The organism is Bacillus sonorensis NBRC 101234 = KCTC 13918 (genome assembly GCF_001592005.1).
Lineage (GTDB): Bacteria > Bacillota > Bacilli > Bacillales > Bacillaceae > Bacillus > Bacillus sonorensis.
The window spans coordinates 252,714-277,782 of the sequence record NZ_BCVZ01000004.1 but is presented as its reverse complement, the minus strand read 5'-3'; the positions used below and the strand labels follow the sequence as shown (position 1 = coordinate 277,782).

The 25,069-nt window shown below is 46.4% G+C and carries 28 protein-coding genes and 2 pseudogenes; 19 read left to right on the top strand and 11 right to left on the bottom strand.

Annotation, left to right across the window (positions count from 1 at the left end; all coding sequences use genetic code 11):
- Nucleotides 1-7 precede the first annotated feature (7 nt).
- From BTR1S_RS08395 to BTR1S_RS08375, 5 genes are all read left to right on the top strand, one after another.
- Complete coding sequence (locus BTR1S_RS08395; protein WP_006636542.1) at nt 8-721, top strand: response regulator transcription factor; 714 nt, start codon at nt 8-10, stop codon at nt 719-721.
- Nucleotides 711-1,745, top strand: a complete 1,035-nt coding sequence (locus BTR1S_RS08390; RefSeq protein ID WP_006636541.1) for a sensor histidine kinase — start codon at nt 711-713, stop codon at nt 1,743-1,745. The genes BTR1S_RS08395 and BTR1S_RS08390 overlap by 11 nt, the downstream gene beginning before the upstream one ends.
- Nucleotides 1,746-1,823: 78 nt before the next feature.
- A complete protein-coding gene (bcrA, locus tag BTR1S_RS08385; RefSeq protein ID WP_081605345.1) occupies nt 1,824-2,744 on the top strand; it encodes a bacitracin resistance ABC transporter ATP-binding subunit BcrA in 921 nt (306 codons plus the stop codon).
- Complete coding sequence (locus BTR1S_RS08380) at nt 2,737-3,471, top strand: ABC transporter permease (RefSeq protein ID WP_006636539.1); 735 nt, start codon at nt 2,737-2,739, stop codon at nt 3,469-3,471. The genes bcrA and BTR1S_RS08380 overlap by 8 nt, the downstream gene beginning before the upstream one ends.
- Nucleotides 3,472-3,626: 155 nt before the next feature.
- The gene (locus tag BTR1S_RS08375) at nt 3,627-4,238 is read left to right on the top strand and encodes an undecaprenyl-diphosphatase (RefSeq protein WP_006636538.1); all 612 of its coding nucleotides are present in this window, start codon (nt 3,627-3,629) and stop codon (nt 4,236-4,238) included.
- A 62-nt stretch (nt 4,239-4,300) separates the two neighbouring features.
- Here the strand turns inward: BTR1S_RS08375 and BTR1S_RS23190 are convergent, their stop codons facing one another.
- Entirely contained in the window at nt 4,301-4,435 is a 135-nt protein-coding gene (locus BTR1S_RS23190) for a hypothetical protein (protein ID WP_255130980.1), read from the bottom strand.
- A 12-nt stretch (nt 4,436-4,447) separates the two neighbouring features.
- Nucleotides 4,448-4,600 carry a hypothetical protein gene (locus tag BTR1S_RS22470; RefSeq protein ID WP_155910078.1) on the bottom strand — a complete coding sequence of 51 codons (153 nt, stop codon included), beginning with the start codon at nt 4,598-4,600 and terminating at the stop codon, nt 4,448-4,450.
- 349 nt (nt 4,601-4,949) lie between these two features.
- Between BTR1S_RS22470 and BTR1S_RS08370 the strand changes: the two genes are divergently transcribed.
- From BTR1S_RS08370 to BTR1S_RS08350, 5 genes are all read left to right on the top strand, one after another.
- The gene (locus BTR1S_RS08370; protein WP_006636537.1) at nt 4,950-5,438 is read left to right on the top strand and encodes a hypothetical protein; all 489 of its coding nucleotides are present in this window, start codon (nt 4,950-4,952) and stop codon (nt 5,436-5,438) included.
- A 115-nt stretch (nt 5,439-5,553) separates the two neighbouring features.
- Nucleotides 5,554-6,216, top strand: a complete 663-nt coding sequence (locus BTR1S_RS08365) for an ATP-binding cassette domain-containing protein (protein WP_029418303.1) — start codon at nt 5,554-5,556, stop codon at nt 6,214-6,216.
- Nucleotides 6,194-7,159 (top strand): ABC transporter permease, encoded by a 966-nt coding sequence (locus tag BTR1S_RS08360; protein WP_006636535.1) that lies wholly within the window; start codon nt 6,194-6,196, stop codon nt 7,157-7,159. The genes BTR1S_RS08365 and BTR1S_RS08360 overlap by 23 nt, the downstream gene beginning before the upstream one ends.
- Nucleotides 7,160-7,455: 296 nt before the next feature.
- On the top strand, nt 7,456-8,415 hold the full coding sequence (gene coaA, locus BTR1S_RS08355) for a type I pantothenate kinase (protein ID WP_006636534.1): 960 nt from the start codon (nt 7,456-7,458) through the stop codon (nt 8,413-8,415).
- A 24-nt stretch (nt 8,416-8,439) separates the two neighbouring features.
- Nucleotides 8,440-8,832 carry a VOC family protein gene (locus BTR1S_RS08350; protein ID WP_006636533.1) on the top strand — a complete coding sequence of 131 codons (393 nt, stop codon included), beginning with the start codon at nt 8,440-8,442 and terminating at the stop codon, nt 8,830-8,832.
- Between the two features lie 61 nt (nt 8,833-8,893).
- Here BTR1S_RS08350 and BTR1S_RS08345 read toward each other — a convergent pair whose 3' ends face one another.
- Nucleotides 8,894-10,126 (bottom strand): MDR family MFS transporter, encoded by a 1,233-nt coding sequence (locus tag BTR1S_RS08345; protein ID WP_006636532.1) that lies wholly within the window; start codon nt 10,124-10,126, stop codon nt 8,894-8,896.
- 137 nt (nt 10,127-10,263) lie between these two features.
- A complete protein-coding gene (locus BTR1S_RS08340) occupies nt 10,264-10,473 on the bottom strand; it encodes a YqzH family protein (RefSeq protein WP_006636531.1) in 210 nt (69 codons plus the stop codon).
- Between the two features lie 585 nt (nt 10,474-11,058).
- On the opposite strand from BTR1S_RS08340, the gene BTR1S_RS08335 reads away from it, so the two are divergent.
- The 4 genes from BTR1S_RS08335 (at nt 11,059) to BTR1S_RS08320 (ending at nt 14,226) form a co-directional block, all read left to right on the top strand.
- Nucleotides 11,059-11,505 carry a DUF6376 family protein gene (locus BTR1S_RS08335; protein ID WP_029418305.1) on the top strand — a complete coding sequence of 149 codons (447 nt, stop codon included), beginning with the start codon at nt 11,059-11,061 and terminating at the stop codon, nt 11,503-11,505.
- A gap of 236 nt (nt 11,506-11,741) precedes the next feature.
- Nucleotides 11,742-13,007: a Y-family DNA polymerase gene (locus tag BTR1S_RS08330; RefSeq protein WP_029418306.1), complete on the top strand. Its 1,266-nt coding sequence runs from the start codon at nt 11,742-11,744 to the stop codon at nt 13,005-13,007.
- A 15-nt stretch (nt 13,008-13,022) separates the two neighbouring features.
- Nucleotides 13,023-13,361 carry a YolD-like family protein gene (locus tag BTR1S_RS08325; RefSeq protein WP_029418307.1) on the top strand — a complete coding sequence of 113 codons (339 nt, stop codon included), beginning with the start codon at nt 13,023-13,025 and terminating at the stop codon, nt 13,359-13,361.
- A gap of 202 nt (nt 13,362-13,563) precedes the next feature.
- Nucleotides 13,564-14,226 carry a FusB/FusC family EF-G-binding protein gene (locus BTR1S_RS08320; protein WP_224254414.1) on the top strand — a complete coding sequence of 221 codons (663 nt, stop codon included), beginning with the start codon at nt 13,564-13,566 and terminating at the stop codon, nt 14,224-14,226.
- 20 nt (nt 14,227-14,246) lie between these two features.
- On the opposite strand, the gene BTR1S_RS08315 is transcribed toward BTR1S_RS08320, so the two are convergent.
- Genes BTR1S_RS08315 through nikA form a run of 6 tightly spaced genes read right to left on the bottom strand, consistent with a single transcriptional unit; the run spans nt 14,247 to nt 20,538 of the window.
- Nucleotides 14,247-15,599, bottom strand: coding sequence for an MATE family efflux transporter (locus BTR1S_RS08315; protein ID WP_006636524.1), 1,353 nt, complete (start codon nt 15,597-15,599; stop codon nt 14,247-14,249).
- A gap of 12 nt (nt 15,600-15,611) precedes the next feature.
- The gene (locus tag BTR1S_RS08310; RefSeq protein ID WP_029418309.1) at nt 15,612-16,397 is read right to left on the bottom strand and encodes an ABC transporter ATP-binding protein; all 786 of its coding nucleotides are present in this window, start codon (nt 16,395-16,397) and stop codon (nt 15,612-15,614) included.
- Nucleotides 16,394-17,227, bottom strand: coding sequence for an ATP-binding cassette domain-containing protein (locus BTR1S_RS08305; RefSeq protein ID WP_029418310.1), 834 nt, complete (start codon nt 17,225-17,227; stop codon nt 16,394-16,396). Before BTR1S_RS08305 ends, BTR1S_RS08310 begins: the two co-directional genes overlap by 4 nt.
- A 1-nt stretch (nt 17,228) precedes the next feature.
- Complete coding sequence (gene nikC / locus BTR1S_RS08300) at nt 17,229-18,044, bottom strand: nickel transporter permease (RefSeq protein WP_051056656.1); 816 nt, start codon at nt 18,042-18,044, stop codon at nt 17,229-17,231.
- Between the two features lie 17 nt (nt 18,045-18,061).
- On the bottom strand, nt 18,062-19,003 hold the full coding sequence (nikB, locus tag BTR1S_RS08295; RefSeq protein ID WP_029418311.1) for a nickel ABC transporter permease: 942 nt from the start codon (nt 19,001-19,003) through the stop codon (nt 18,062-18,064).
- On the bottom strand, nt 19,000-20,538 hold the full coding sequence (gene nikA, locus BTR1S_RS08290; protein WP_029418312.1) for a nickel ABC transporter substrate-binding protein: 1,539 nt from the start codon (nt 20,536-20,538) through the stop codon (nt 19,000-19,002). The genes nikB and nikA overlap by 4 nt, the downstream gene beginning before the upstream one ends.
- A 270-nt stretch (nt 20,539-20,808) precedes the next feature.
- Here nikA and BTR1S_RS08285 point away from each other — a divergent pair, with 270 nt between their 5' ends.
- Complete coding sequence (locus BTR1S_RS08285) at nt 20,809-21,021, top strand: hypothetical protein (protein WP_006636518.1); 213 nt, start codon at nt 20,809-20,811, stop codon at nt 21,019-21,021.
- A 162-nt stretch (nt 21,022-21,183) separates the two neighbouring features.
- Here BTR1S_RS08285 and BTR1S_RS08280 read toward each other — a convergent pair whose 3' ends face one another.
- Nucleotides 21,184-21,813: an esterase/lipase family protein gene (locus BTR1S_RS08280; protein ID WP_029418313.1), complete on the bottom strand. Its 630-nt coding sequence runs from the start codon at nt 21,811-21,813 to the stop codon at nt 21,184-21,186.
- Between the two features lie 404 nt (nt 21,814-22,217).
- Between BTR1S_RS08280 and bla the strand changes: the two genes are divergently transcribed.
- From bla to BTR1S_RS08260, 4 genes and pseudogenes are all read left to right on the top strand, one after another.
- Complete coding sequence (gene bla / locus BTR1S_RS08275) at nt 22,218-23,150, top strand: class A beta-lactamase (RefSeq protein WP_029418314.1); 933 nt, start codon at nt 22,218-22,220, stop codon at nt 23,148-23,150.
- Between the two features lie 104 nt (nt 23,151-23,254).
- Nucleotides 23,255-23,726, top strand: a pseudogene (locus BTR1S_RS08270) (GNAT family N-acetyltransferase).
- A pseudogene (locus BTR1S_RS08265) lies at nt 23,727-24,093 on the top strand (antibiotic biosynthesis monooxygenase family protein).
- On the top strand, nt 24,093-25,064 hold the full coding sequence (locus tag BTR1S_RS08260) for a bifunctional GNAT family N-acetyltransferase/GrpB family protein (protein ID WP_006636513.1): 972 nt from the start codon (nt 24,093-24,095) through the stop codon (nt 25,062-25,064). Before BTR1S_RS08265 ends, BTR1S_RS08260 begins: the two are co-directional and overlap by 1 nt.
- Nucleotides 25,065-25,069 lie beyond the last annotated feature (5 nt).

Sequence of the window (25,069 nt, the reverse complement as noted above, 5' to 3'; positions counted from 1 at the left end):
TGAAACGATGGAAGCCATTCGAGTGCTCATAGCTGATGATGAAAAAGAAATCAGAGATTTGCTGAAAACATATTTAGAAAGAGAGCGGTATGAGGTGGATGTGGCAGTAGATGGAGAGGACGCCCTTCGATTATTTGAAAAAAATCATTATCACCTGATTATATTGGATTTAATGATGCCCAGGATCGATGGGATGGAGGTATGCAGAAGAATAAGGAATCATACGAACGTTCCGATACTGATGCTGACCGCAAAGGACCTTGAAGGCGACAAGGTTTTAGGTCTGACAATGGGAGCTGATGATTATATTACAAAGCCTTTCAGCATAAATGAAGTGCTCGCGCGAATCAAAGCCCTGCTGAGGCGTTTCTTAATACTGGGGAGCGAAGCCGGCAAGAATGAACGAGCGCTGATTACATTCAAAGGATTAACCATTGATCTGAAAACATATACGGTCACGGCAGGGGGGCGGGAAGTCGCACTGACGGCGAAGGAATTTGAACTGCTGAAATTCTTCGTCTCCCACCCGGGGCAGGTGTTTACGAAGACGCAGCTGTTTCGGAACGTGTGGGGCGATCAATACATAGAAGATGATAATACCGTGATGGTTCACATCAGAAAGCTCAGAAAAAAAATCGAGGCCGATCCGTCGAATCCGCAATTGATTCAGACCGTATGGGGAATCGGCTATAAGTTTGCAGGTGAGAAAGATGCTGAATGATAAAAAAACGCTGCTTCTCATCCTGCAGCTTGCAGCGATTGCCGGGCTTTTATTCATCCATGTCAATGCCGGATCTTTAGGGACGTTCAGTATCATATTGTATATAGTGCTGTTTGGAATAACAGCTGTGTTGTTTATCACAAGGCTTCGTTTTATCAGCGATCTGCAGCTGATTGATACCGAGCTGAAACGCGTGGCGGGCGGGAATTTACGAAGACGGCTGCTTGCCAAAGATGACCGGTTGTTCAATGACATCATTTTTTCGATTAATGAATTGATTGAACAGCTCGAAAAAGTCCAAATCAACGCCGCACAATCAGAAGCGGCGAGAAAAAGGCTGTTATCCAACATCTCCCATGATATCCGGACGCCGCTTACATCGATCATCGGCTATATTGATGCTTTAAAAGACGGGGTCGCTTCTTCAGAACAAGAAAAACAGGAATACCTCCACATTCTTTCGAAAAAGTCCAGCGGCTTGAAGCAATTGATCGATGAAATCTTTAACATGGCAAAGCTTGATGCGAATGAAATTCCGCTCAATATCGAGTCTTTTGATTTTGCCGAGCTTGTCAGGGAGACGCTGATTGCCTTTTTGCCTGAGCTCAAAAAACACCATATTGAATTGCACGCTCAGATTCCCGATCAACAATGTTTGATCATGGCGGACCGGTTGAGCCTGGTTCGAGTGATCGAGAATCTCGTCAGAAACGGTGTTCATTACGGGAAAAAAGGAAAGGTGCTGGGAATCGAGCTGACAGAGACTGAGCGCGAATATCAGCTTCTGATTTGGGATCAGGGACCGGGTATTCCGGAAAGCGATATTGAACATGTGTTTGAAAGAATGTATCGAAGAGACCGGTCAAGAAAACTTGATGAAGGCAGCGGCTTAGGCCTTGCCATTGCCAAATCCCTCGTCGAAAAAAATCACGGAAGCATTTGGGCGGAAAGCATTCCTTGGGAAAAAACGACGTTTGGTTTTTCGCTTCCTAAACAAAAACATCTTCATTCATTTAAGAAATAATTAAGAAATCGTTAAGAAGGATTTAAATCCTTCTGTTTAAGATGTAGCTATAAGGTTAGGTGAAAGCGAGTGAACCAGTTGAGCACAATTATTAAAACGACGAACCTCACGAAAATGTACGGGACGCAAAAATCTGTAGACCACCTTAATATTCATGTCAAACAAGGAGATATATACGGCTTCTTGGGGCGCAACGGCGCCGGCAAAACAACGACGATCAGGATGCTGCTGGGATTGATCAAACCTACCCATGGGCAAATTGAGATATTTGGAGAAAACTTTTTCAAGAATAAAAAAGAGATTTTAAGGAGAATCGGCTCCATTGTCGAAGTCCCGGGGTTTTATGCAAATCTGACGGCGATGGAAAATCTCTTGATCAACGCGAAAATCATAGGCATTCACAAAAAAAATGCAATTGATGAAGTGCTGGAAATCGTCGGTCTGCAACATGAAACGAAAAAGCTCGTCGGCAAGTATTCCCTGGGAATGAAACAAAGGTTGGGGATTGCAAGAGCCCTGCTCCACTATCCGGAGCTGTTGATATTGGACGAACCGACAAACGGCTTGGACCCTATCGGCATCAAGGAGATGAGAAATCTCATCCATTCCCTTGCCAAGGAAAGAAACATTACCATCTTTATATCGAGCCACATTTTGTCGGAAATCGAGCAGCTCGTCGATCATGTTGGAATCATTCATGAGGGAAAGCTGCTTGAAGAAATCCCGTTCAGCCATCTTAGGGAAAGAAACCGCAAATATCTTGAGTTTCAGCTATCAGATCAAAATAAAGCGGCCGTTCTGATGGAACAGCATTTTGATATTCATGACTACGAAGTTTACCAGGACGGCATCATCCGGGTATATTCCCATCTGGGCCAGCAGGGAAAACTCAACAAAATGTTTGTGGAAAACGGTATCGATGTATTGAAAATTACGATGAGCGAAGACAGTCTTGAGGACTATTTCGTGAAATTGATAGGGGGCGGGACGATTGGTTAATCTGCTATACACGGAAATGCTGAAGCTTAAACGTTCACAGATGTTTCTCGTCAGCATCTTGGGAGCGGCGGCAGCCCCTTTCATCTGTTTCATATCGTCTTTGGCCAAGAAAGCCAAGTACCCTGATGTTCCCATTCGGTTCAGCGAGACCTTTTCCGACACAAACCTTTATATTGTGCTGCTGATCGGGGTCCCTTTATACGGCGTGATTACCTCGTATTTATTCAATCGGGAATATGCGGAAAGCACGCTGAAAAATTTATTAACGATTCCCGTCTCAAGAATCAGCCTGATTGTCAGCAAACTGGTTCTGCTGTTTATATGGATCGTCATGCTGACTTTGATCGCTTGGGTGCTGACCTTTTTATTCGGCTTGGTCGGACAGTTTGAAGGCTTGAGCTCAAAGGTTTTAGCAGAAGGGTTTACACAATTTTTAATAGGGGGAGTTCTTCTCTTTTTGCTTGTCACTCCTATTATTTTTGTCACGCTTCTGTTTAAGAACTACGTTCCCACTATTATATTCACGATCATTATTTCAATGGTGAGCGTTATGGTTTACGGGACGGAATACAGCGCTTTGTTCCCATGGTCGGCGGTATGGGTGATCGCTTCCGGAACGTTCTTTCCCGAGTATCCGCCGGAATATTCTTTCATCAGTGTTTTCGCTGCAACTGTTCTTGGGTTAATCGCGACCATCACTTACTTTAAGAAGATCGATATTCATTGACAGGGTGCCTGAGGAATTTGCAATGATTTGCAAATTTCTCTTCAAACCCGGCCGTGATGTCTTCGGATTTACATATAAACCGAATGCCGCCAGGCCCTTTTGTGCAATTTCGATGGATGTTTTTTCTATAAAAGTTTAAAAAAGGAGAATGTAAAATGTCTTTTTCGGAGTTAAATATTGATATTTTTCGTGCGATCAATGATTTAGGAAAAGAGTATACGATGTTCAACCCGGTTGTTCACTTTTTGGCCGAATATATGATATATGTTCTGGCGCTGGGGCTTTTAGTATATTGGTTTACGAGAACCACCAAAAACAGATTGATGGTCATTTATGCTGTGATATCTTTCGTGATTGCCAGAGTTCTCGGAAAAATCGCCGGCTCTCTTTATTCCAACTACCAGCCTTTTGCCGAGCTTCCCCATGTCAACAAACTGATTGAACATGAAATTGACAATTCGTTTCCGAGCGACCATACGATCCTGTTTTTTTCAATCGGTTTTCTAATCTTCCTGTTTCATAAAAAAACGGGATGGCTGTGGCTTGTGCTCGCGCTTGCTGTCGGGATTTCCCGCATTTGGGCAGGCGTTCACTATCCTTTTGACGTTGCGGCCGGAGCTCTGCTGGGAATGTTGACAGCTCTGTTCGTATTCTGGACGGCGCCGAAACTGTCATTTATCAATAAATTGCTCGCTTTTTATGAAAAGGGAGAACAGCGGATCCTTCCTTCCAAGCATAAATCAGACGACAAATCGAAAAACTTTTAAGTATCAGGGCTGCCCCAGTTGCTCAGGCAGCCTTTTCTTTTGCGGGCGGGCGCCACGCCGATTTAGCTTTCCTCTATATAGAGCTTAGCGATAAGCGCATCACATGAAGCGGCCAATCTGAAATCCTCTTCACCCTCCTGATCGAAGAAATAGACAGGCGGATTTTCTTCCACATCTCTGTAGTCAAGAGCGATCATGTATGCCCGTCCCTATGGAGGAGAATTAAGGCCGCGCGGCAGCTCCCACTCTTCAATCAAATCAGCGCTTTCCAGAGTTCCTTCTTCTCTCCCTATCCCCAGCAGATAGTCATCGTCTTTTGCCCAGGGTGTCGGCCGGTTCATCGGAAAGGTACGGGTCTTCACTTTCGGTTTTCCACACTTTCTCTTATCATTACTTGTAAATCATCCCCATTATAAAGCGTCAGATTTTTTGGAATATACTTGTTTAAATGATATTTTTGAAAAAAATGGTAATGGAAAAATAAGAAAGTTAAATTGATAATAAGGGAAAATATGTTATAATATCAAAAAAGAAAAGGAGGTTATAATTTCCAATAGTCAATGATAAAATGGTCTGATCTGCTAGGAGTTTATCTTTCAATTGATTACAATAAGAGCACGCGACCTTAAACCGTTTGTTTATATAGGCACAGGCTTATGGATACAAGCTTAGACATACATAAAAACAATATTGCAATACGGGGGGATCCAAATGAAAAAAGCTATTTTAGGATTTTCTTTGTCGGCCGCGCTCCTCATTCCAGCCTCATTTGCCGCGGCTGCAGAAGGCGCCCGGCCGACAGATGAACAGAAGGCGCTTCTTGAGGCCAAAACAGAATATGTTCAATCGCTTCCCGAGCAAATGAACATCAAAAGCGGTTTTACCGCTTATTCGGGGAAAAGGCTGACGGTCAAAAGAGGCAGTTTTCTCGCCTGGTCAAAAGATTATATAGACTGGTATTACAACGGCAAAAAAATCTCGAGCAGCAGCGGCTCACAAGATGTGGGCTTCATCTTTCCCAACATCGTCAAAGCGAAAGGGATTAAAAGGTATTATAAATCTTCGGGCCTTCATAAATGGAGAGCCAAAAAAACGCACAGCATCGGGACCGTTACGCCATGGGGAGATGTCGTGCTCACAAGCACCACCTACACAGACAGAAAATGGGTCAATAAAAAAGGAAAATACGGAAGCGATTAAGCTGAAATAGGCAAATCAGATACAACGCTGCCAATGGACTATTTTGAAAATACTGGCAGCGTTGTATAATTGAAAATACTGACATTATATCCTGAGATGAGAAAGGATTTTGCAAGTGATTACCATTCATAATTTAACAAAAACTTATAGAAAGAAGACGGTTTTCGACGGCTTGAATATGAAGATCGAAAAAAATAAAATCAACTTCCTGATGGGCGATAACGGCGCCGGAAAAACGACTTTGCTGAAATGCCTCCTGAACCTGGAGCCATTTCAAGGCGAAATCCTGTACGATAATGAGCCTCTTGCAGCCGTCCGCCACAAAATCCATGTCATTTACGACGACTCTCCATTTTATCTCAACCTGACAGGATATCAAAACATCAACATCTTATTAAACAAACCTGTTGAAAAAGCAGAATTAGCCCAGGCATCCAAGAAGTTTCTCAGTTCCGAAGTGCTGAAAAAAAAGGTGAAGACATACTCATACGGTCAAAGGAAAAAGCTCAGCTTCATGCTTGCCGTTTTAAACAAACCTGAGTACTTATTTCTGGATGAAATATCCAACGGGCTTGATTATCGTTCGATGATGGAGCTTCAGGATATCGTAAAAAGCTGGGCAAATGAAATGACTGTTGTGGCTTGCGGCCACCATTTTGAATTTTACTCTGCAATTGTCGATCAATTATTTGTGCTGAAAGACGGTTCGGCTTTGCATGTGGACAATTATCAGACGAATGGAGCGGGATTAGGCGATGTTTATAAAGAATATTTATAGCATGTTGCAGAAAGAGCTTGCTTATCAATACTATGCAAAAATATTCTTGATTTTAGTCATCCCGCTGTTATTGGTTTCTTCAGGATACATATATGTTCAGTATCAAAATACGCAAAACGGCTATCAGCAGTTTTTAAAGACGAAAGCAGAATATGAAAAACTCGGAATCGATGTCAAAAAGGCATTGGAATCGCCTGTGAAAGTAACAGAAGGGGCTTTAAAGAGCAAGGATGGGGACGGGGAGATCGTGGAAAATATTTTACGGTATGATTATGAGCAGCTCATCCTTTCCGTTCATCTGATACAGCCAAAACAAACGGTCATCACCACAATGGAGTGGATGGGCTTCATTGCCTTTCCGTTGGCTTTTACGCTTTATGCCATTTATATATCCACATATGATATCAGATTCAAGACGGTGAAAGTGAAGGCGGCCAAGCGCGACTGGAAGGCTGTCCTGCTTGCCAAGCAATGTTCGGTCTACATCGTCATGTTTTTAGCCTCGGCGGCCGTTTTATGCGTCTCCTATTTAGCCGGTTTGATTTTTTACGCGCTGGCGGCAAAAACGGTACCGGTCGATCAGTTCGCGGTTTCGGCCCCTTCTAAAGGGAATATTCTGATTCAATTCATTGTCTTACTTGCGGTGAGCTTTGTTTTTGCGACGATCGGATTTTATTTAGGTATTCTGTTCAGAAGTTTTATCGCGCCGGCTTTGCTTTATATTATTTACGCCCTGCTGGTTCCCGTTCTCGGCAAATTTGATTTGAAAAATCTGCTGTCCAATCTGGGGCATGAGGTGTTCAATTTCAACGGCAGTTTCAAGCTGTTTACGCCTGAGAAAGTGGACACCATTCCGATCATGTTTATTCTGCTCCTGTTTTTCGCCCTGTTTTCGGCCGTCGCCTACTATGCGGCCCACAGGCAAAGCAAGTATGTCGTATAAACGGCTGTTTTTAAAAGAGTGCGGGCGCGCACTCTTTTTCTTTGGAAATTTGCCGGTTCATCATGTTTTCGGGAAAAGCGTGAACATTGAAAGCCGTTTTCAGCGATGAACGCCTCGATATTCGCCACATCGGCAGCAAGCCCGGGACATGTCCGCATGTTTCAATCATGTGCAAACATCAAAAATCTTGATCTCTCGTAAACATTCAAAAAATTCTATATAATATAATGGCGGTTTGGAATAGATTACAAAAAAATTAGTCAGATAGCATATGAACAGAGGGACAGGTGAGAAATGTGGCGAATCAAGATTTGAATTTACAAACGTTATATACGAGTCACACCCGTGACGCCTGGGCGAATCTGGGCGGGCATATGACAGTCCGGATCACCGAAGAGGAAGCGAAGGAGCTTGAAGGTTTGAACGACTATTTGTCCTTGGAGGAAGTCGAAACGATTTACGTTCCGCTGGCGCGGCTCCTTTACTTGCACAGGACTACCCAATATCAGCGCAATATCCAGGTGAACGGTTTTTTGAATCATCCCCATGCAGCCAAAATTCCGTTTATCATCGGGATTGCCGGAAGCGTGGCTGTCGGAAAAAGCACGACGGCGAGGATCATTCAGACGGTGCTGTCCCGCTTGCAGGAACACATGAACGTCAGCCTGATTACAACGGACGGCTTCCTTTATCCGAATGCCGTTCTGATGGAAAAAAACATCATGTCGAGGAAAGGCTTTCCCGAAAGCTATGATGTCAAGGCGCTGCTTGAGTTTTTAAACGACTTAAAATCAGGAAAAGAAACCGTCAAAGCGCCGGTCTATTCCCATTTAACGTACGATCGGCTGGAAGGCGTTTATGAAACCGTCGAGCGGGCTGATATTGTCATCATTGAAGGAGTGAATGTGCTGCAGACCCCTACGATTGAAGATGACCGGACAAAGCCGCGCGTGTTCGTGTCCGATTTTTTTGATTTTTCGATTTATGTGGATGCCGAGGAAGACCTCATTATCAAATGGTATCTTGAGCGCTTCCGGATGCTCAGGGAGACGGCATTTCAAGATCCGACTTCGTATTTTCATAAATTCAAGGATCTGACGGATGCTGAAGCCGATTACATGGCGAAATCGATATGGGAGACGGTCAACCGCCCGAATCTGTATGAAAACATTTTGCCTACGAAATACCGTTCAGATTTAATCCTGAAAAAAGGGAAGGATCACAAAGTTGAAGAGATTTTAGTCAGACGGGTATAGGCTCTGACATGAGAGGGGTTGCGTATGATTCATCATATTGAACTGTATGTATCACATATAGAAAAATCGAAGCGCTTTTGGGGATGGTTTCTCGGAGAACTCGGCTATGAGGTTTATCAGCAATGGGAACGCGGCATCAGCTGGAAAGCGGGCGGCGCTTACCTCGTCCTTGTCCAGGCGGAAGAGCGCTTTTTAGAAGCCGGCTATCATCGATGCCGGGTCGGTTTAAACCATCTCGCCTTTCAAGCGGCATCAAGGGCACAGGTAGACGAAATGGCAGAGCAGCTGGTCGAACGGGGCTACCGTCTCCTCTATGAAGACAGGCATCCGTTTGCGGGCGGAAGCGGACATTATGCGCTCTATGCGGAAGATCCCGACCGTATCAAGGTGGAGCTTGTGGCGCCCGACGTGCGCTGACCATTAATACGGAAGTCCTCTGCCGAATCTGAACGGAAGGGGGCGCATCCCTTCCGCTCTTTTAATGGTTCAATGTGTTTTCTGAATGTATGTTCGCTTTTTGCGCTTCCATCACTCTAAAGGCCGCAATGAGGAAAGGTACTCCGCAAAGGGTCGCGAGGGCAAGACTGGAAAAGATGAAAAAAGGCTTTTCTGCTCCGAAAGCATCCAGCAGCATGCCGCCTGCCCATGGACCGATGACGCTTCCGAGCTGGGTAAAGCCCATCGCCCCGAAATAAGTCCCTTTGAGCTCAGGGCGTGCAATGTGGTCGATCAATATATCCATCATGGAAAATAACAAAACTTCTCCAATTGTAAACAATACAACAATCAAGATAATCAATAAGAGATCATGGAAAAACGAGAGACTGAACAGGCTTATGCTGATCAAAACATTTCCCGCGATCAGCGACAAAACCGGTGAAAACCGTTTGGCGATATGGACGATCGGGTACTGGGTGACCAGCACGACCACGGCATTTAATGTCAGCATCATCCCGAATAGCTTTGTCCCATCTTCCATAAAAGGACTTGCCGACATGTACTGGGCAATCGTCGATGTGAAGTGGGAGTAGCCGAACAGACAAATCATCGAGCCGATCAGCGTGATCGAAAACACCCGGTCTGTTCTTGTTACCTGCAGGGCATCTTTCACTCTAATGCGCCTATTCGTCTCCGTTACCGGCACGATGCGGTTTCTAAATTGAAGCGCCAGCACCGCTCCGTAAATCAAATAAATAAAAGCCGCAATAACAAACGGCAGCGTTGTTTTGGAAGAGCCGAGGTACAGACCTAATAGCGGTCCGAAGACGACGCCGAGATTGATCGCCGTATATCTGAGGTTGAAGACAAAGAGGCGCGTCTCGGGTTTTGATACATCCGAAAGCAGCGCTCTTGAAGTCGGCTCAAAAAGAGCGCGGCACAATCCGTTTAAGGCATTCATCAAAAAGAAGGTCCAGACTCGGTCGGCGAGTGCAAAACCGGCAAACACAAGCACCCACCCAAAAATTGAGAGCAGCATGATCTTTTTCCGGCCGAACCGGTCTGATAAATACCCTCCATAAAAGCTCGCCGCAATTCCAATCAGGGAGCTCGCCGCGATCACAGCCCCCGCAAAAGCGGCGGAGGCCCCTTTGACCTGTGTTAAATAAATTGCTAAAAAAGGAATGCTCATCGTGGTTCCCATCCGCCCGAAAATCGTTCCGACAATAATGGTCCAGCTGAGCGGGTGGATATTCTGCCATTTTTGTTTCATGATAAACTCTCCAGACAATCATGTTTTATTGTATTATCATACCTGAAACAGATGGTGGTGAATAGAGAATTTTCCGAATCTAGGGGAGTGGGGGAAGCTTCCTGTTGCAGGAAGCTGCGGGAAAAGAATGAAGCAAATTATGAAAACAAGCCTTGATTTGTGACATAATCATAGATGACATCCTCAATATGAGCGTGCAGCCCCTCGTCCGGCTCTTCAATCCGCCTTTCTTTCAAAGCCAGCTTCAAGATTTGTTTTTCATGGGGGCTGAGGGGATCGATTGCGACATTTCGGCCGTATTGTCTGAGCGCCTGTCCCAGCATTTTTTCAATCAGTTTCTCATCCATTTGTCTTCTCCTTCAGGAGCGGTTTTCTTTTATCTTACTAAGAAAAAACACTGTTCTCAAGCGGACTTTTGCTCTGAAGCTTAAGCCTGTTGTGAATGTTCGCATAGTTGATTAAATAAAATCGACAAAAGAGCCGGAATGCGTGCTGGAATATTAACCTCGCCGTCTTCTTTTCCAATTTTTGCGTCCAGACCGCTTCTTTCGTAAGCCGGCCGGCAGAAATTTGACTGGATAAGCGCGGTGCTTTAAAATAAAAGCAATAAAAGTGAATACTCCAAAGGGGAGTAGCTGTCACAGTAAAGTCGTCATTACGGGATGTCTTAAATCCTCGGCTTTGCTGGCAATCTGATTGTTAGCGAGACCTTTGCCAAATCTGATTTGGTGAAGGTCTTTTTGTTTATCAACTTCACCAAATCGGTGGAGTTTTTTCATTTTTATCAAAAGGGAAAGGAGACTGACGATGTCCAAGCTAAAAAAATGGCTGAAGCGTGAATTGGTGAAGAAAGGTCTGCCTTTGGCGAAAGAAAGATTAATTCCGATTTTGAAAGAAAAAATGAAAAAGAAACGATAAGGAGGCAAACCGTGATGAAAAGGATTTTTACAGTTCTTGCCGGAATCGGCCTTTTGGGTGCGGGTGGATGCGGAATGCTTGATCAGGTGAATGACGGATTGAACTATACAAATGAAGCGGCCGGCTACGTCCAAAAAGTGAAAACTTTTGCGGAGGAGGCGCCTTCCCTGGCTGAACAGGCTGTAAATGATGCGGATGCAAAAAAAAAGCTGGAAACACAGCTTGAATCTATTCAGCAGGCTGCGGCCGGCTTTAATGAATTAACCCCGCCCGATGCCGCAGCCCAGATTCATCAGACAATCGAGAAGCACAATGAAACACTGCAAAAAAGCGCCGAGGATGTTTTGCAAAGTGTTGAGGAAGGAAAATTCACAGTTGAGAAGCTGCAGCAGTCAGAATTGGTGCAAAGCGCTCAGCAGATCAGTGATGTAATGGGCCAGATTGAAAAATTGACCGAATAGAAAAAAAGCATCCCGGTTTGGGATGCTTTTCTCATGTTCAAAAACCGCAGCCGGGGACTTTCCGGGACTGCAATACGCGGCGCTGCCTAAGAATGGCAGGCCGTCATTGCATCATGAAATGTTTCAAAGGGAAGATTTTCTTTGGATAAATTTACACCTAGAAATCGAACGTATATTCGCAGTATAGTATTCATACACTAATCGTGCGAACGTCAGTTCTTTTTCTGGAGGATGAGATGATGGATTACAGTCAATATCCGGCGCGGTCGATTTTGTGCGTCGATATGCGGAGTTTTTATGCGAGCTGTGCCGCCGTTTTGCTTGGTCTTGATCCAATGACTTGTTTGCTGGCGGTGGTCGGAAACACAGAGCGGCAGGGAAGCATCGTTCTGGCCGCTTCTCCTGCTCTCAAAAGAGAGTTCGGTGTTCAAACAGGGACAAGGCTGTTTCAGCTTCCCGATGATCCGCGCATTCATTTGGTCAATCCCAAAATGGCGGTATTTGTCCGTGTGTCAAAAGAGCTGACCCGGCTGTTCGGCCGTTATGTGCCCCATGATGCCGTCCATACATACAGCATCGATGAGAGCTTCATTCAAGTGGACGGCGTTGAAAGCATGTGGGGGGACGCGCAAACGATCGCCATGAAAATACAAGACGACATGAAAAGAGAGTTCGGCCTGCCCTGCACCGTCGGAATCGGTCCAAACATGCTGCTGGCAAAGCTCTGCCTTGATCTTGAAGCGAAAAAAGCAGAAGGCGGAATTGCCGTTTGGGATTATCAGGATGTGAAGGCGAAGCTTTGGCCGTTGTCTCCTCTGCGGCGAATGTGGGGGATCGGCTCCAGGCTGGAAAGAACGTTAAACCGCATGGGGATTTTTACAGTCGGCCAGCTGGCGCAGTATGATCTCAAACGGCTTGAGAAAAGGTTTGGCCTGATGGGAAATCAGCTTTACTACCATGCGTGGGGCATTGATCTTTCAGCGATCGGAGCGCCGATCATGAGCGGGCAGATCAGCTTTGGAAAAAGTCAGATTCTGCTTCGCGATTATCCGGATCCGAATGAGGTCAAGTGCGTCATCCTTGAAATGTGCGAAGAGGTTGCCAAAAGGGCCCGTGATCACCGGCAGGCGGGCCGGACCGTCAGCCTTGGGATTGAATACAGCCGTGATGAGCTTGGCGGAGGGTTTTACCGGTCGAAAACGATGGAAGCTCCTTCAAATATCACCCTCGATCTTTATCACACATGCCTTGCATTGTTTGACCGCTTTTATGAAGGGAAAACGGTTCGGAAAATTTCCGTCTCCCTATCGAATATTCAGGATGACATCCATATGCAGCTCGACCTTTTTCAGCCGGATCAGGAAAAAAAGCGAATGCTCGGGTATGTGATGGATGGCATCAGGGAACGGCATGGTTCAACAGCGCTTCTGCGGGCCGTTTCCTATACAAACGCCGGAACCGCCCGTCTGCGGTCAAAGCTTGTCGGCGGACATCGGGCATAGAAAGGAGAATCGCGCATGCTGCGGGACAGAGGCAGTATCAAATGGGTGTCCATGATGTTGCCGGAACACGTGGAATTGCTCAGGGAATATCATGAGGATCTTGATAAAGTGAAAAAACCGGTTTTAGATGAACAAAAATATGAAGAATTTAATGACATGATCTGTGAAGCCATGGAAGAGAACAGGCCTTTGCAATTCGCCTATTATCAGAAAGGGGAGGTCAGCATGCTTGCCGGCCGCGTCCACTATGTTGACGCCCTGAAACGGGAGCTGCGCATCGTGAGCCATACAGATGAAACGTACGTTTTGAAGCTGGATGACATTATTGAGATTGAATATGATTGTCATGTATAATAAAATCAGTATTTGGAGGTGTATAAAATGGTAAATGACATTCATTTGCCAGCTGCAGCGTCTCATGCAAAGCCTGTTATCTTGAAAGGCGATACTTTGCATGAGGTGGAACTTTAAACAAATCGCCGAAAGCAAGGTATCATTTCTGATCATCCGGCTTTGCGCCTTATTTCAAATATATATAAATAAGGAGCTGGCAGAAATGAAAAAAATCAATACAGTGAAGATGGATCCATTTATCAGAAATGATCAATATAATTTTATTAAGTTTCAAACGGGCAGCCTTGTCCGAGGACATGCGAACATCAAGGACGGAAACGTGCTTGACGCTTTGAAATCCAATGCTTTAGATCAAGTATTGAATCTGTTTCCTGATCTCGGCAATTGCCAAAAGACTTTGCTGTGCCAGATGGTTGAAGTGGAAGACGGCAGCGAAGCCACCCGCTTTTTGGCTGAATTAAAGCCCTATGTGATACCGTTTCAGCATGTAACGGCAGAGAAGGCTAAAAAGCTGTTTTCTAAAGTGAAAAAACTGAAGACTCCCGATTTTGGGCAGATCGATTTCAGCGGATATTCCTACTTGGGGTGGAATGATGCAGGATCAGGCAGGAAATACATGATTGTAGATATCGAAGGAAAATTGACAGGAATACACGGCACGATCAAACCCGGCAATAAAAAAGGGATCTGCTCGATATGTAACAGGACCGAAGAGATCGGGCTATTCATGGCCCGGGTGAAAAGCGGTAAAGAAACCTATACTGACAGAGGCAATTACATTTGCTATGACAGTGAAAAATGCAACGAAAATATGATGACATTAGATCATCTGAACGATTTCGTCGAGCAATTAACGAAATATTGACCAAAGAACCCGGCTTTAGCTCAGCCGGGTTCTTTATGATTCAGCCCAAGTCTTCCACTGTGCTGCTCCCGCCTTCCAAAAAGCCGTCCGGCCAGCCCGGGCACGGCCATACATAGGAAGACAGAGCGGCCGAGGCTGAATAAAGTAAACGCGAGCCACAGTCCATGGTTTCCGAAAGCAGGCACAGCGGTGAAAAAGGCGGCCAGAAAGCCAAGGGCGGCCAAAAACATCGAATTTCTGACAGGGCCTATTACAGTAGCGCCGGTAAAGATTCCGTAGAAAATCAATCCAAAACTGGCGGTCACAGGATATAACAAGATCCAAACATCGTATGTTTTTGCAGCTTCCTGAACGCTTTCAAGCGGTGTAAATAAAGGAATGATCGAATCCTTCAAGAGAAAATAGCCTGCGGCAAGAACCGCTGACGAAATAAGCGACCACTGGAATGAGAGTGAGAGCGTCCGCGAATAAAGCTCCCGATCCATTTTCCCTACGGCTTTTCCTGTAAAAATGCTTGATGCATTGGCAAACCCGTCGAAAACGTAAGCCATCATATAGTGGATTTGAATCAAGATGGCATTAGCGGCCAAAATGTCAGAACCGAAACCGGCGCCTTTAGCTGTAAACAAATTGAAAACCGTCAGAAGGCACAATGTTCTGATCAATAAATCCCGGTTGACTGCCATCGTTTTTTTAAACGCCTTCGTATCGACTAAAAGCTTGACAGGCGGGAGTTTAACAGGCATAGCAGCATTTGTTTTGACAAGCCAGCAGCCGGCCAGACAGCCCGTTATTTCAGAAATCACGGTAGCTGCTGCGATGCCGTATACTTCCATATGAAAGACATAAACAAAGACGACATCAAGAACGATATTCAAGACATTCATCGATATTTGCAAAAACAATGTCACTTTGATAAGAGACATTCCCATCAGCCAGCCGAGAATGCAGTAGCTGATTAAAGCGAAAGGGGCTCCCCAAATCCGCATTGAAAAATATTGGGATGCGAATTCCGCCGTTTCCCGATCCGGCTGGATAAACAGAAGCGCCGAATATTCGAGCGGTTTTTGCAAGATGATGAAGAACAATCCGACAAACAGCGCGATACAGACCGGCCGGGCGAGCGCCAACATGCTGTCTGAGCCGTTTTGAGCGCCGAGCGACTGGGCGGCGAAGCCTGAAGTGCTCACCCGCAAAAATCCAAACAGCCAGTACATCGTGTTGAATATCATCGTTCCGATTGCAACGCCGCCAATATAGGCAGGGGAAGAAAGCTGTCCAGCCACCGCTGTATCGACCGCTCCGAGCAACGGGGTGGTAATGGTTGAAATGATCAGCGGAACGGCGACGGCAAGATAGTGCCGATGGTTCATATTTATACCCCCTTATGATTCAAACACCTGAAGCAGTTTTTTTGAATAAGGGTGTCTTTTTTCGGAAAACAGCTCTTCTTTTTCAAAGTGATCTGCAATCTGTCCGTCTTTCATGATCATGATGCGATGGCTCATAAAATGAACAGCGGCGAGATCATGTGAAATGAACAAGTAGGAAAGGCCCATTTCTTCCTGCAGATCTTTGAGAAGATCCAAAATATTCGCCTGGCTGGTGACATCCAGGCTCGCGGTTGGCTCGTCAAAAATAATGAAAGACGGCTCAGTGCTGATGGCTCTGGCGATCAGCACCCGCTGCTGCTGCCCGCCGCTTAATTCATGCGGATAGCGGTCAAGAAGGTGCAGCTGAAGGCCGACCATGGCAAACAAGCGTTCAGCGGCAAGGCGGCGGTTCGTACAAACATCCTGCAAAAATAAAGGGGCGTCATTTTTAGAGACATCCAAAGGCTCCATGACAGCGTCAATGATTTTTAGCTTTGGATTTAATGAAGCAGCCGGATTTTGAAAAACAGCCTGAAGCTTGCGGCGGAATGGGCGGGCTTCTTTTTTGTTTATGCGGCCGAGCGGTTGTTGATGAAGCCAAATGTCCCCCTGATCGATTTTTTCCAGCAGCAAAAGGCAGCGGGCAAGAGTGCTCTTTCCGCTGCCGCTCTCTCCAGCCAGTCCGAGGCATTCGCCTTTCCTGATGGAAAAAGACACATTGTCAACGGCTTTGTGCCCGCATGCATAATGTTTTGTCAGGTTGCTGACTGTAAGGACGGTCTCTTCTGTCTGGCTCATAAAGCTCCCCCTGTTCCTGTGAGCGCTGTTTGCTTTTTCGCCATCAGCCGCAAAGGAGGGTTTTTTAGCGGCGGAACGGCGGCAAATAAACGTTTTGTATACTCGTGCTGCGGACGCTTAATGATGGTCGCGGTTCTTCCGTTTTCAACAATTGCTCCGTTCTGCATGACGGCTGTCTGATCGGCGTATCTTTCGACAAGCCGTAAATCATGCGTGATAAAAAGGACAGCGCAGTTTGTTTTGTCGCGCAGCATGGCCAGCTGCTGCAAAACGTCAGCTGCCGTGATACTGTCTAAAGCGGTTGTGGGTTCGTCGGCGATTAAAAGCTGCGGCTTGAGCACCATTGCTTGAGCGATGGCCGCTCTTTGCAATTGCCCGCCGCTCAATTGAAACGGATAGCTTTCATATACTCTGTTTTCCGGCAGGCAGACTTCTTGAAAAGAGCGGAGAATCTCTGCTTTTCGTTTTTTTTCAGGCCAATCGGTATGTGCTTTGACCATCTCATCGATTTGTCTGCCGATGCGAATGAACGGGGTAAATGCAGCATGGCAGTTTTGGAAAATGAAGGCGATCTCTTTGCCGCGTATATGACGGAGCTCTCTGCGGTTTGCCTCAAGCATGCTATGCTCCCCAAATCGGACATGTCCGGCGGAAACCGTTAATCCGCCCGGAAGCAGCCCCGTAATAGCCGAAGCGGTCAGGCTTTTGCCGCTGCCGCTTTCGCCGAGCAAGGCAAACCATTCCCCTTTATGGATCGAAAAGGAGACGTTTTTGACAATCGCGTGCTGCCGGCGGCTGATCGTTAAGCCTTCAATAGACAAAATCGGCATGTTAAGAAACTCCTTTCTTGTTTTTGACATCAAACCGGTCTCTTAATAAATCGCCGTAAAGGTTTGATAATAAGACAACGAACATGATCGCAAGGCCGGGAATCACCATCAGCTGGGGAGCGTGCAAGAAATAATGTTTGCCGTCGTTCAGCATGGCGCCCCATTCCGGATGAGGCGGCTGTGCGCCCAGTCCGATATAGGAAAGAGCCGCGATCATTAACACTGTTTTTCCGATATCAAGTGTCGCAAGGACAAATACATTCCCAAGGATATGGGGGAGGAGATGTTTTTTTAAAATTGCCGCAGGATGCAGGCCGGTCAGCTCAGCGAGGGCAATATAATCTTTTTGTTTTTCTGAAAACACCGTGCTTCTGACAAGCCGCGCATATCCGACCCATTTGACGGCGACGACCGCCAGGATCAAATTCATAAGCCCCGGGCCAAGCAGTCCGCTTAAAACGATCGCGACAATATAGTCGGGAAAAGCCATGACCGCATCAACGATTCTCATCATGATCCGGTCCAGCCTCCCGCCGAAAAAGCCTGAGACGAGCCCGATGGGGACGCCTATACAGAGGGAGATCACGATTGCGGCGAAGGCTGTGCCGACTGTCGCTTTCGCCCCTGTCATGATTCTGGAAAAGATGTCTCTGCCCAGATGATCGGTCCCGAGCAAATGCTCAAGGCTGGCCGGCTGCAGCCGGTTTGCCATCTCCGTCCGAAGCGGATCATACGGCACAAATAAAGGGGCTAGGAACAAAAGCAAAACAAACAGTGCAAGCACAAGTCCGATCAGCCAGGTTTTTTTCTGAACCATTCGTGTAACGGCTTTTTTCAACGGCGCCCAGCCTCCTTTAAGCGAATTTCCGGGTTTAGATATTGATAGGAAAGATCGATGAAAAGATTAATCAGTACGACGGCGATCCCCATGAATAGAATGTAGCCTTGAATGATCGGATAATCCCGCTGGATGATTGCATCAACGACGAGCTTGCCGACGCCGGGGTATGCAAAAAGAACTTCAATAATCACCGTTCCCCCAAGCAGGCTGCCCAAACTGACCCCGAATATCGTGATGACAGGGACAAGGCAGTGGCGAAACGCATGAAACCAAAAAATTCTCGTTTCACTGATGCCCCGCGCCCTGGCTGACCTGATAAAATCCTGACCCAGGCTTTCAATCAGGCTTGATCTCACGAGGCGGACATAAACGCCCGACATGGCGATGCCGAGCGTGAGAGAGGGGAGGATCAAATGCTTGAACGTTCCCGCACCCATAGACGGCAGCCAATTCAGCCTGACTGAAAAAAGATCGATCAGAATCAATCCGAGCCAAAAGCTTGGAAGCGCAGCTCCGATTAAAGCCAGAAGGCGGCCGGTATGGTCAAGCCACCGATCCCGATATAAAGCGGAAAGCGTTCCGATCGGCACCGAGATCAGCAGCATGACGAGAAGCGATGTGCCGGTCAAAAGCAATGTCGCCGGAAATGTTCGGCTGAGTTCAGTGATGACGGGCTGCCCGGTTGTATAGGAATGTCCGAAATCAAGCTGGAAAAACCGTTTGAACCAGTTCCAATATTGGATATAAATCGGCTTGTTGAACCCGAGCTCTTCCCTGAACTCTTCGATCTGTTCGTCTGTTACGGCTACATCGTCTACGCGAAGCATTTGTTTCACCGGATCGCCGGGAGCCGCTTTCATAAAAGCAAAGCTGATAAATGAAAGCAGGAATAAGAACAGGATCAGCTCAAACAGCCGCTTGGCGATCAGCTTCATTTTGTTTTCACATCCAAATCTTTTGTGAGCATGTAATACTCGCTTTTGCTCGTTTCCCAGTTCACAACATGGTCTCTGTATGCCGTTATGTTTTGCGGGGTAACGATAAAGGAGTTCAACGTTTCCTTTTGGATCAGTTCAGCCGCTTTTTTGGCAAGGCTGTTTCGTTTTTCTTCATCAATGGTGCGATTGAATTCGTCGATCCATGTAACCAATGTTTGATTGTGTATGCCGCTGTAGTTCAGCGCGCCGTTCGGCATATAGGCAGTGTTCAGAAAATAGCCCGCGTCCCCCCGCGGAGCGGTCATTGCGCTGTATGTCGCCATATCCCAATCGCCGTTTTCAGACAGATACTCATCGATATTTTCCACCTGCTGAATCTTGATCGAAATTCCCAATTGTTTTGCATTCGACTCCAGCACTTGGGCGATTAAAGGCAATTCCGGACGTGATTGATAGGTTAATAAAGTAAAAGACAAAGGTTTCCCGTTTTTCACGGCCTTTCCGTCCTGAAGCTGATATCCTGCTTTTTTCAGCTCTGCTTTTGCCTCTTCCAATCCGCCAGGCTTTCGGGTGCTGCGGGGGGCAAACGGGAAGTCGGCCAAAAACGGACCGTCAGCAGGCTGTGCCTGTCCGCCTAAGATGCTGTCCGCAATCTCTTTCCGATCAAGTAAAGCATCAAGCGCACGCCGCAGATGGACATCAGCCAGACTGTCTTTTCCTGTATTGTAGAGAAGCTGGTGAACGCGCAGACTCGGAGCCGTGTCGACGATGATAGACGGATCCTTTTGAATATGCTCAATATTTTCAACGCTCGGCCGGTAAATAATATCGGCATCTTGGGACTGCAAAGCCATCACGCGGGCATTTGCATCTTCATTAAACGAGAACGTGACGTGTTTCAGCTTTGGTTTGCCGTCCCAATAGCCATCATATCGTTCTAGTTCAATCTTATGGCCGGGTTGGAATGAGGATACTTGAAAAGGCCCCGTTCCGATCGGCTTTTGCGAGACATTCTGTCCGCTGACATCAATGATGGCGGTATTCGGATGAACCAGTTCGGACGGAAACTCCGGAAAAGGTTCTTTTGTCTTAATCGTTAATGTCCGGCCTTTCGCTTGGATCTTTTGAATGTTCAAAGCGTTTTTCATGGCCTCGCTGTCTTTGATCGTCCTTTCCAAAGATGCTTTCACGGCGTTGGCGTCAGCCCGTTTGCCATTTTGAAATGTCAGATGATCTTTTATTGTGAACACCCATGTTTGCCCGTCTTTGCTTTTCCAATCCTCTGCGAGCCATGGCTCAATTGTGAGGCCGGGGCTGATTTTTACGAGCGTTTCGGCGATTCCCGCACGGACGGCGGTATAATTGACATCCAAGTTGGGATCGAGAGTCTGGCTCGGAATATTGAAAAGAAACGTCAGTTTTTTGTCATCGCCGCTCCGGGTTCCGCCGGCAGGCTCGCCTCCGGAAGAGCAGGACGTAAGGAATAACAGGAAAACAATCGGAATGATCAAACGTTTTGCTATGTATGTCAAGATGATGCCTCCTAAAAAGTAATGATTACGATTTATAATCATTATCATATGGGATATCCCGCCTCTTGTAAACAGAAATTTTTCCGGTTGTGGCAACAGGGGGATGAACACACATTTTTAATCGGCAAAACAGCTTTTCCAAATAAAATAGGTCTTTAAAAAAGAAAGCCCGAATAATTTGAAACGAAAGAGTTAATGGCACGATTTATACAGGAAAAAAATATGCTGTTAATAAGATGCTGAAACAGCAAGCGAAAGGAGTCATAAGTGATGCTGATTACAGTAAAGATACGCCACACTGCTGAAACCGAAGGCACCGACATAGGGGACTTCTCTCCGGCTGAAATTGAAAATATTGTGCAGACCATCAGAAAATATGGAGCATGGCTTTCACCTGATGCTGAAACAGATGACTATAAGTTTTCCTTCCAGGATGCCAAATATAATCTTGAACAAAGAGTCTTTGAAATTATTGTCGAATAATAAAATGATATCGGGGGGTTGCGGACACTGAATGAACGATTCGTTAAGCGTTTATTTAGAGTCCTTTTTATTTCCGGCGGCAAATGAACGGGGAGACAGGCTCTGGGCGGCTAAAAGTGAAACCTTGGAGAGCCTTGTCCAGTCCCCCCAAGGTTTTTGTTTTTAATGCTGCCCGCTGTCAGCAAGTCCTTCTTTGATCAGAGCGTCGACTTGGCCGCTAAATAAAAGCCCGACATGGCTGACGCCGGAGATTTGTATGTTTTTTGCACCGTCCAATTTAGACAGGCTGTTTAAGACGACCAAATCGCTGGTACTGTAGATCGAGGTATACGAAATTTTTTGGTTCGGATCGGTGCCCGCAGGGGCCGAGCTTGTGACCAAACGGTTGGCGCCGCCCAGTGTGACCACATGTTCCACCTTATCGCCGCCGTCAAGGTTTTTAATATAGTAAAGGGTATTGGCGCCGCCCATACTGTGGGCGATGATGTCGACCTTTTTTGCTCCCGTTTCTTGCAAAACGTTTTTTACATAAGCAGACAATTGTTGAGCATTGCGCCTGTTGTTGCCAGTTTTATCAAAAAAGTCGACGGCATAAAGGTTCCGGCCTGACCAACCTTGAGACTGCAAATACGTTTTAATGCCGGTGAAATTATAAGCTGCACCGCCAATTCCGTGCACCATGACGACGGGATCGCGGGAAGCGGCGGAAACTTTTGTAGACTGAAAAGCGAAAATAGAGACGGCAGACAGCATGCAAATCAATAGAATGGATAAAAATCGATGATAACGCATTAGGTTCCTCCTGTAGGTAGTAAATTCACAACGATTATTCTATAAAAGGAAAATATTAAAACGAAGTGTAAATTTATCTATTTTTCTACCCGAAAAAAGAGCAGGATATGAAACAGCACGTGGCTGTCATGGCTTGATGGATCCTTATGGAAAAAGGGGTCCGAAAGCGATCTCCGGAATGGCAGAACATTTGGATCTATTGTATAAGAACTAGGTGTTTTGTCCTGTTCATTGGCTCGTATTTGCCCATGGTACAAGGGGGAGAAAAAAAGTATAATCATGAAGTAGTGTGCTGATCCGCCGCGACGAGGCGGGGGCAAATGAATGCTCTAGAAGGAAGGGGGAGCGGAGGGCTGCCAATATCAGACGATGAATAAAATAGTTTGAAAGAAGGTTAGATATGAATGAAATCATTACACAAGATGAGTCGTCTTTTTCAACTGAAAAAAATCGCACCGGTTTTGCTGCTGTCATGTGCCGCGCTTGCGGGTTGTTCAGGGGGGGAGGCCCATTCGGCTCAGCCTGAACAAAAACATCAAGAAACCGCATTGAATGATGCGTTTGCCAAACTTGAGGATCAATTTGATGCAAGGCTCGGCGTTTATGCTCTGGACACCGGCACAAACCAGACCATAGCTTATCGGGCGGATGAACGTTTCGCATACGCATCCACTCATAAAGCGCTGGCTGTCGGAGCCCTGTTGCAACAAAAGTCAATTACAGATCTGAATCAAAGAATCACCTATACCCGTGATGACCTTGTCAATTACAACCCGATCACAGAAAAGCATGTTGACACAGGAATGACGCTCAAAGAACTTTGCGATGCTTCTATCCGGTACAGCGACAATACGGCGGGAAATCTGATCTTAAAGCAGATTGGCGGGCCAGACGGGTTTAAAAAATCGCTCGGGAAGATTGGCGATAAGGTGACCAATCCAGAACGGTTTGAGCCGGAACTGAACGAAGTGAAACCGGGAGAAACTCATGATACGAGCACGCCAAAAGCGCTTGCCACAAGCCTTAAGGCTTTCACAATCGGGGACGCCCTGCCAAAAGAAAAACGCATGATGTTAATCGACTGGCTTAAACGAAACACCACTGGAGATGCATTAATCCGCGCCGGAGTGCCAAAAGGCTGGGAAGTGGGTGATAAAACAGGAGCAGGATCATATGGAACACGGAATGACATTGCTGTCATTTGGCCGCCGAAAGGGGATCCTATTGTGCTTGCGATCCTTTCGAGCCGTGATCAGAAGGACGCAGAATATGATGACAAGCTGATTGCGCAGGCGGCAAAGGAAGTCATTGACGCCCTTCAAAACAAAGATAAGTAAGAAGGTAAAGACAGAAAAGAACCGGGTTTGTATGGCCCGGTTTTTCTGAAGGACACCGGAATCAATGATGGCCCATGTCATTGATAAAAAGGAGTAGGAAGCATATGATGATTCGTCATGTCGAAGCTTCAGATTTTGAAAGAATCACGCCGGTTATCAACGACTGGTGGGGCGGAAGGCAAATGACAGACAAATTGCCGAGAATGTTTTTTGAACATTTCAACAATACAAGCTTTATCGCTGAAAAAGATGGAGAGCTGGCCGGTTTCCTCATCGGCTTTTTATCACAATCCAATCCAGTGGAATCGTATATTCATTTTGTCGGTGTCCACCCCGATTACAGAAAACTTCAAGTCGGCAAAACGCTTTATGAAGCCTTTTATCAGAAAGCGAAGAAAGCGGGTTGCAAGACGGTCCGCTGTATCACTTCGCCCAGTGAACAAAGTGTCCATTGCCTACCATCGGAAAATGGGATTTTCAATAGAAACAGGAGACAAAACGTCAGACGGCGTCCAGGTATGTTCACATTACGACGGACCAAATCAAGATCGTGTGCTGTTCGTAAAAGAGCTGTAAATGAAAATGATCGCAAAAACGCCGGAGCCTCCGTGGCACGCTGTGATTTTTACATCAGTCAAAACAGGCGGGGATCACCGCTACAATGAGATAGCTGAAAACATGATCAAGCCCGCCGGGGAACGGGCAGGCTTTTTAGGAGCCGAAAGCGTAAGGGACCTGAACGGAATCACGGTTTCTTATTGGGAAAGCCTTGAAGCGATAGAGAAGTGGAAGTGTCACAGCGAACATCAGCGGGGCGAAGGAAAGAGGCCGAGAGGAGTGGTATGCTGAGTTTGCCGTGCGTGTAGAAAAGGTGGAAGCGGCCCGTTTTTTGGAGCGGAAGGCCGCCTTCGCCGCTGAGGACAAAATTGGGGAGGAACCGTGATGATTCAATTATTACATCAAAAAGATCCGTATACAGCCCGCCGGATTTTGCATATTCAAATCCCGGCCTATCAAAAAGAAGCGGACATCATCCAATTTGATGGCATTCCTCAAGCAAAGGAAACGATCTCGGACATCATGAATTGTGATGAAACATTTATCGGCTGGTTTGAAGGCGAAGAACTGGCAGGGGCTGTTTCTTACACATTGACGCCCCAAAAACTGACGATCTGCAGGCTGGCCGTCCATCCTGATCACTTTCGAAAAGGGATTGCCACGGCATTGCTTCACTATGTATTGATGAAGGAGGAAGCAGATTCCATTGAAGTGACGACTGGAGCGCGCAATGAACCGGCAAAGACGCTGTACCGGAAGCTGGGCTTCACTGAGATTGAGCAATTCGCGCCTGAAAAAGGGGTTGTTCTTTCAAGGTTTATGTTACAGGCACCGAGAAAGGTGGAAGTTGTCTCTTACCGGCCGGAGTGGAAAGACAAATTTTCAAATGAAAAACAGCAGCTTGAAGGGCTTTATGGAATTGAAGCTATTCACATTCATCATATTGGAAGCACGTCCATTCCCGGAATAAGCGCAAAGCCTATCATTGATATTTTGTTGGAAGTAAAAAATCTCAGCTCTGCCGGCCGGTATGAATATGGAATGAGAAATCTCGGCTATGAGCCGAAAGGGGAAAACGGCATTCCAGGGAGAAGATATTTTCAAAAGGGCGGCCGGAAGCGTACACACCATGTCCACATGTATGAAAGCGGGCATCCTGACATTAGGCGGCATTTGCTGTTTCGGGACTATCTCATCTCCCATCCAGACCGGGCGGAAGAATATGCGGAGTTGAAGATGACCTTAGCGAAGAGATTTCCCTTTCATATAAAAGGCTATGTCGAAGGCAAAGACAGCTGGATAAAAGAGACGGAACGCCTGGCTGAAGAATGGGCAAAGCAAAAGGAGGACGGATGAAGTCC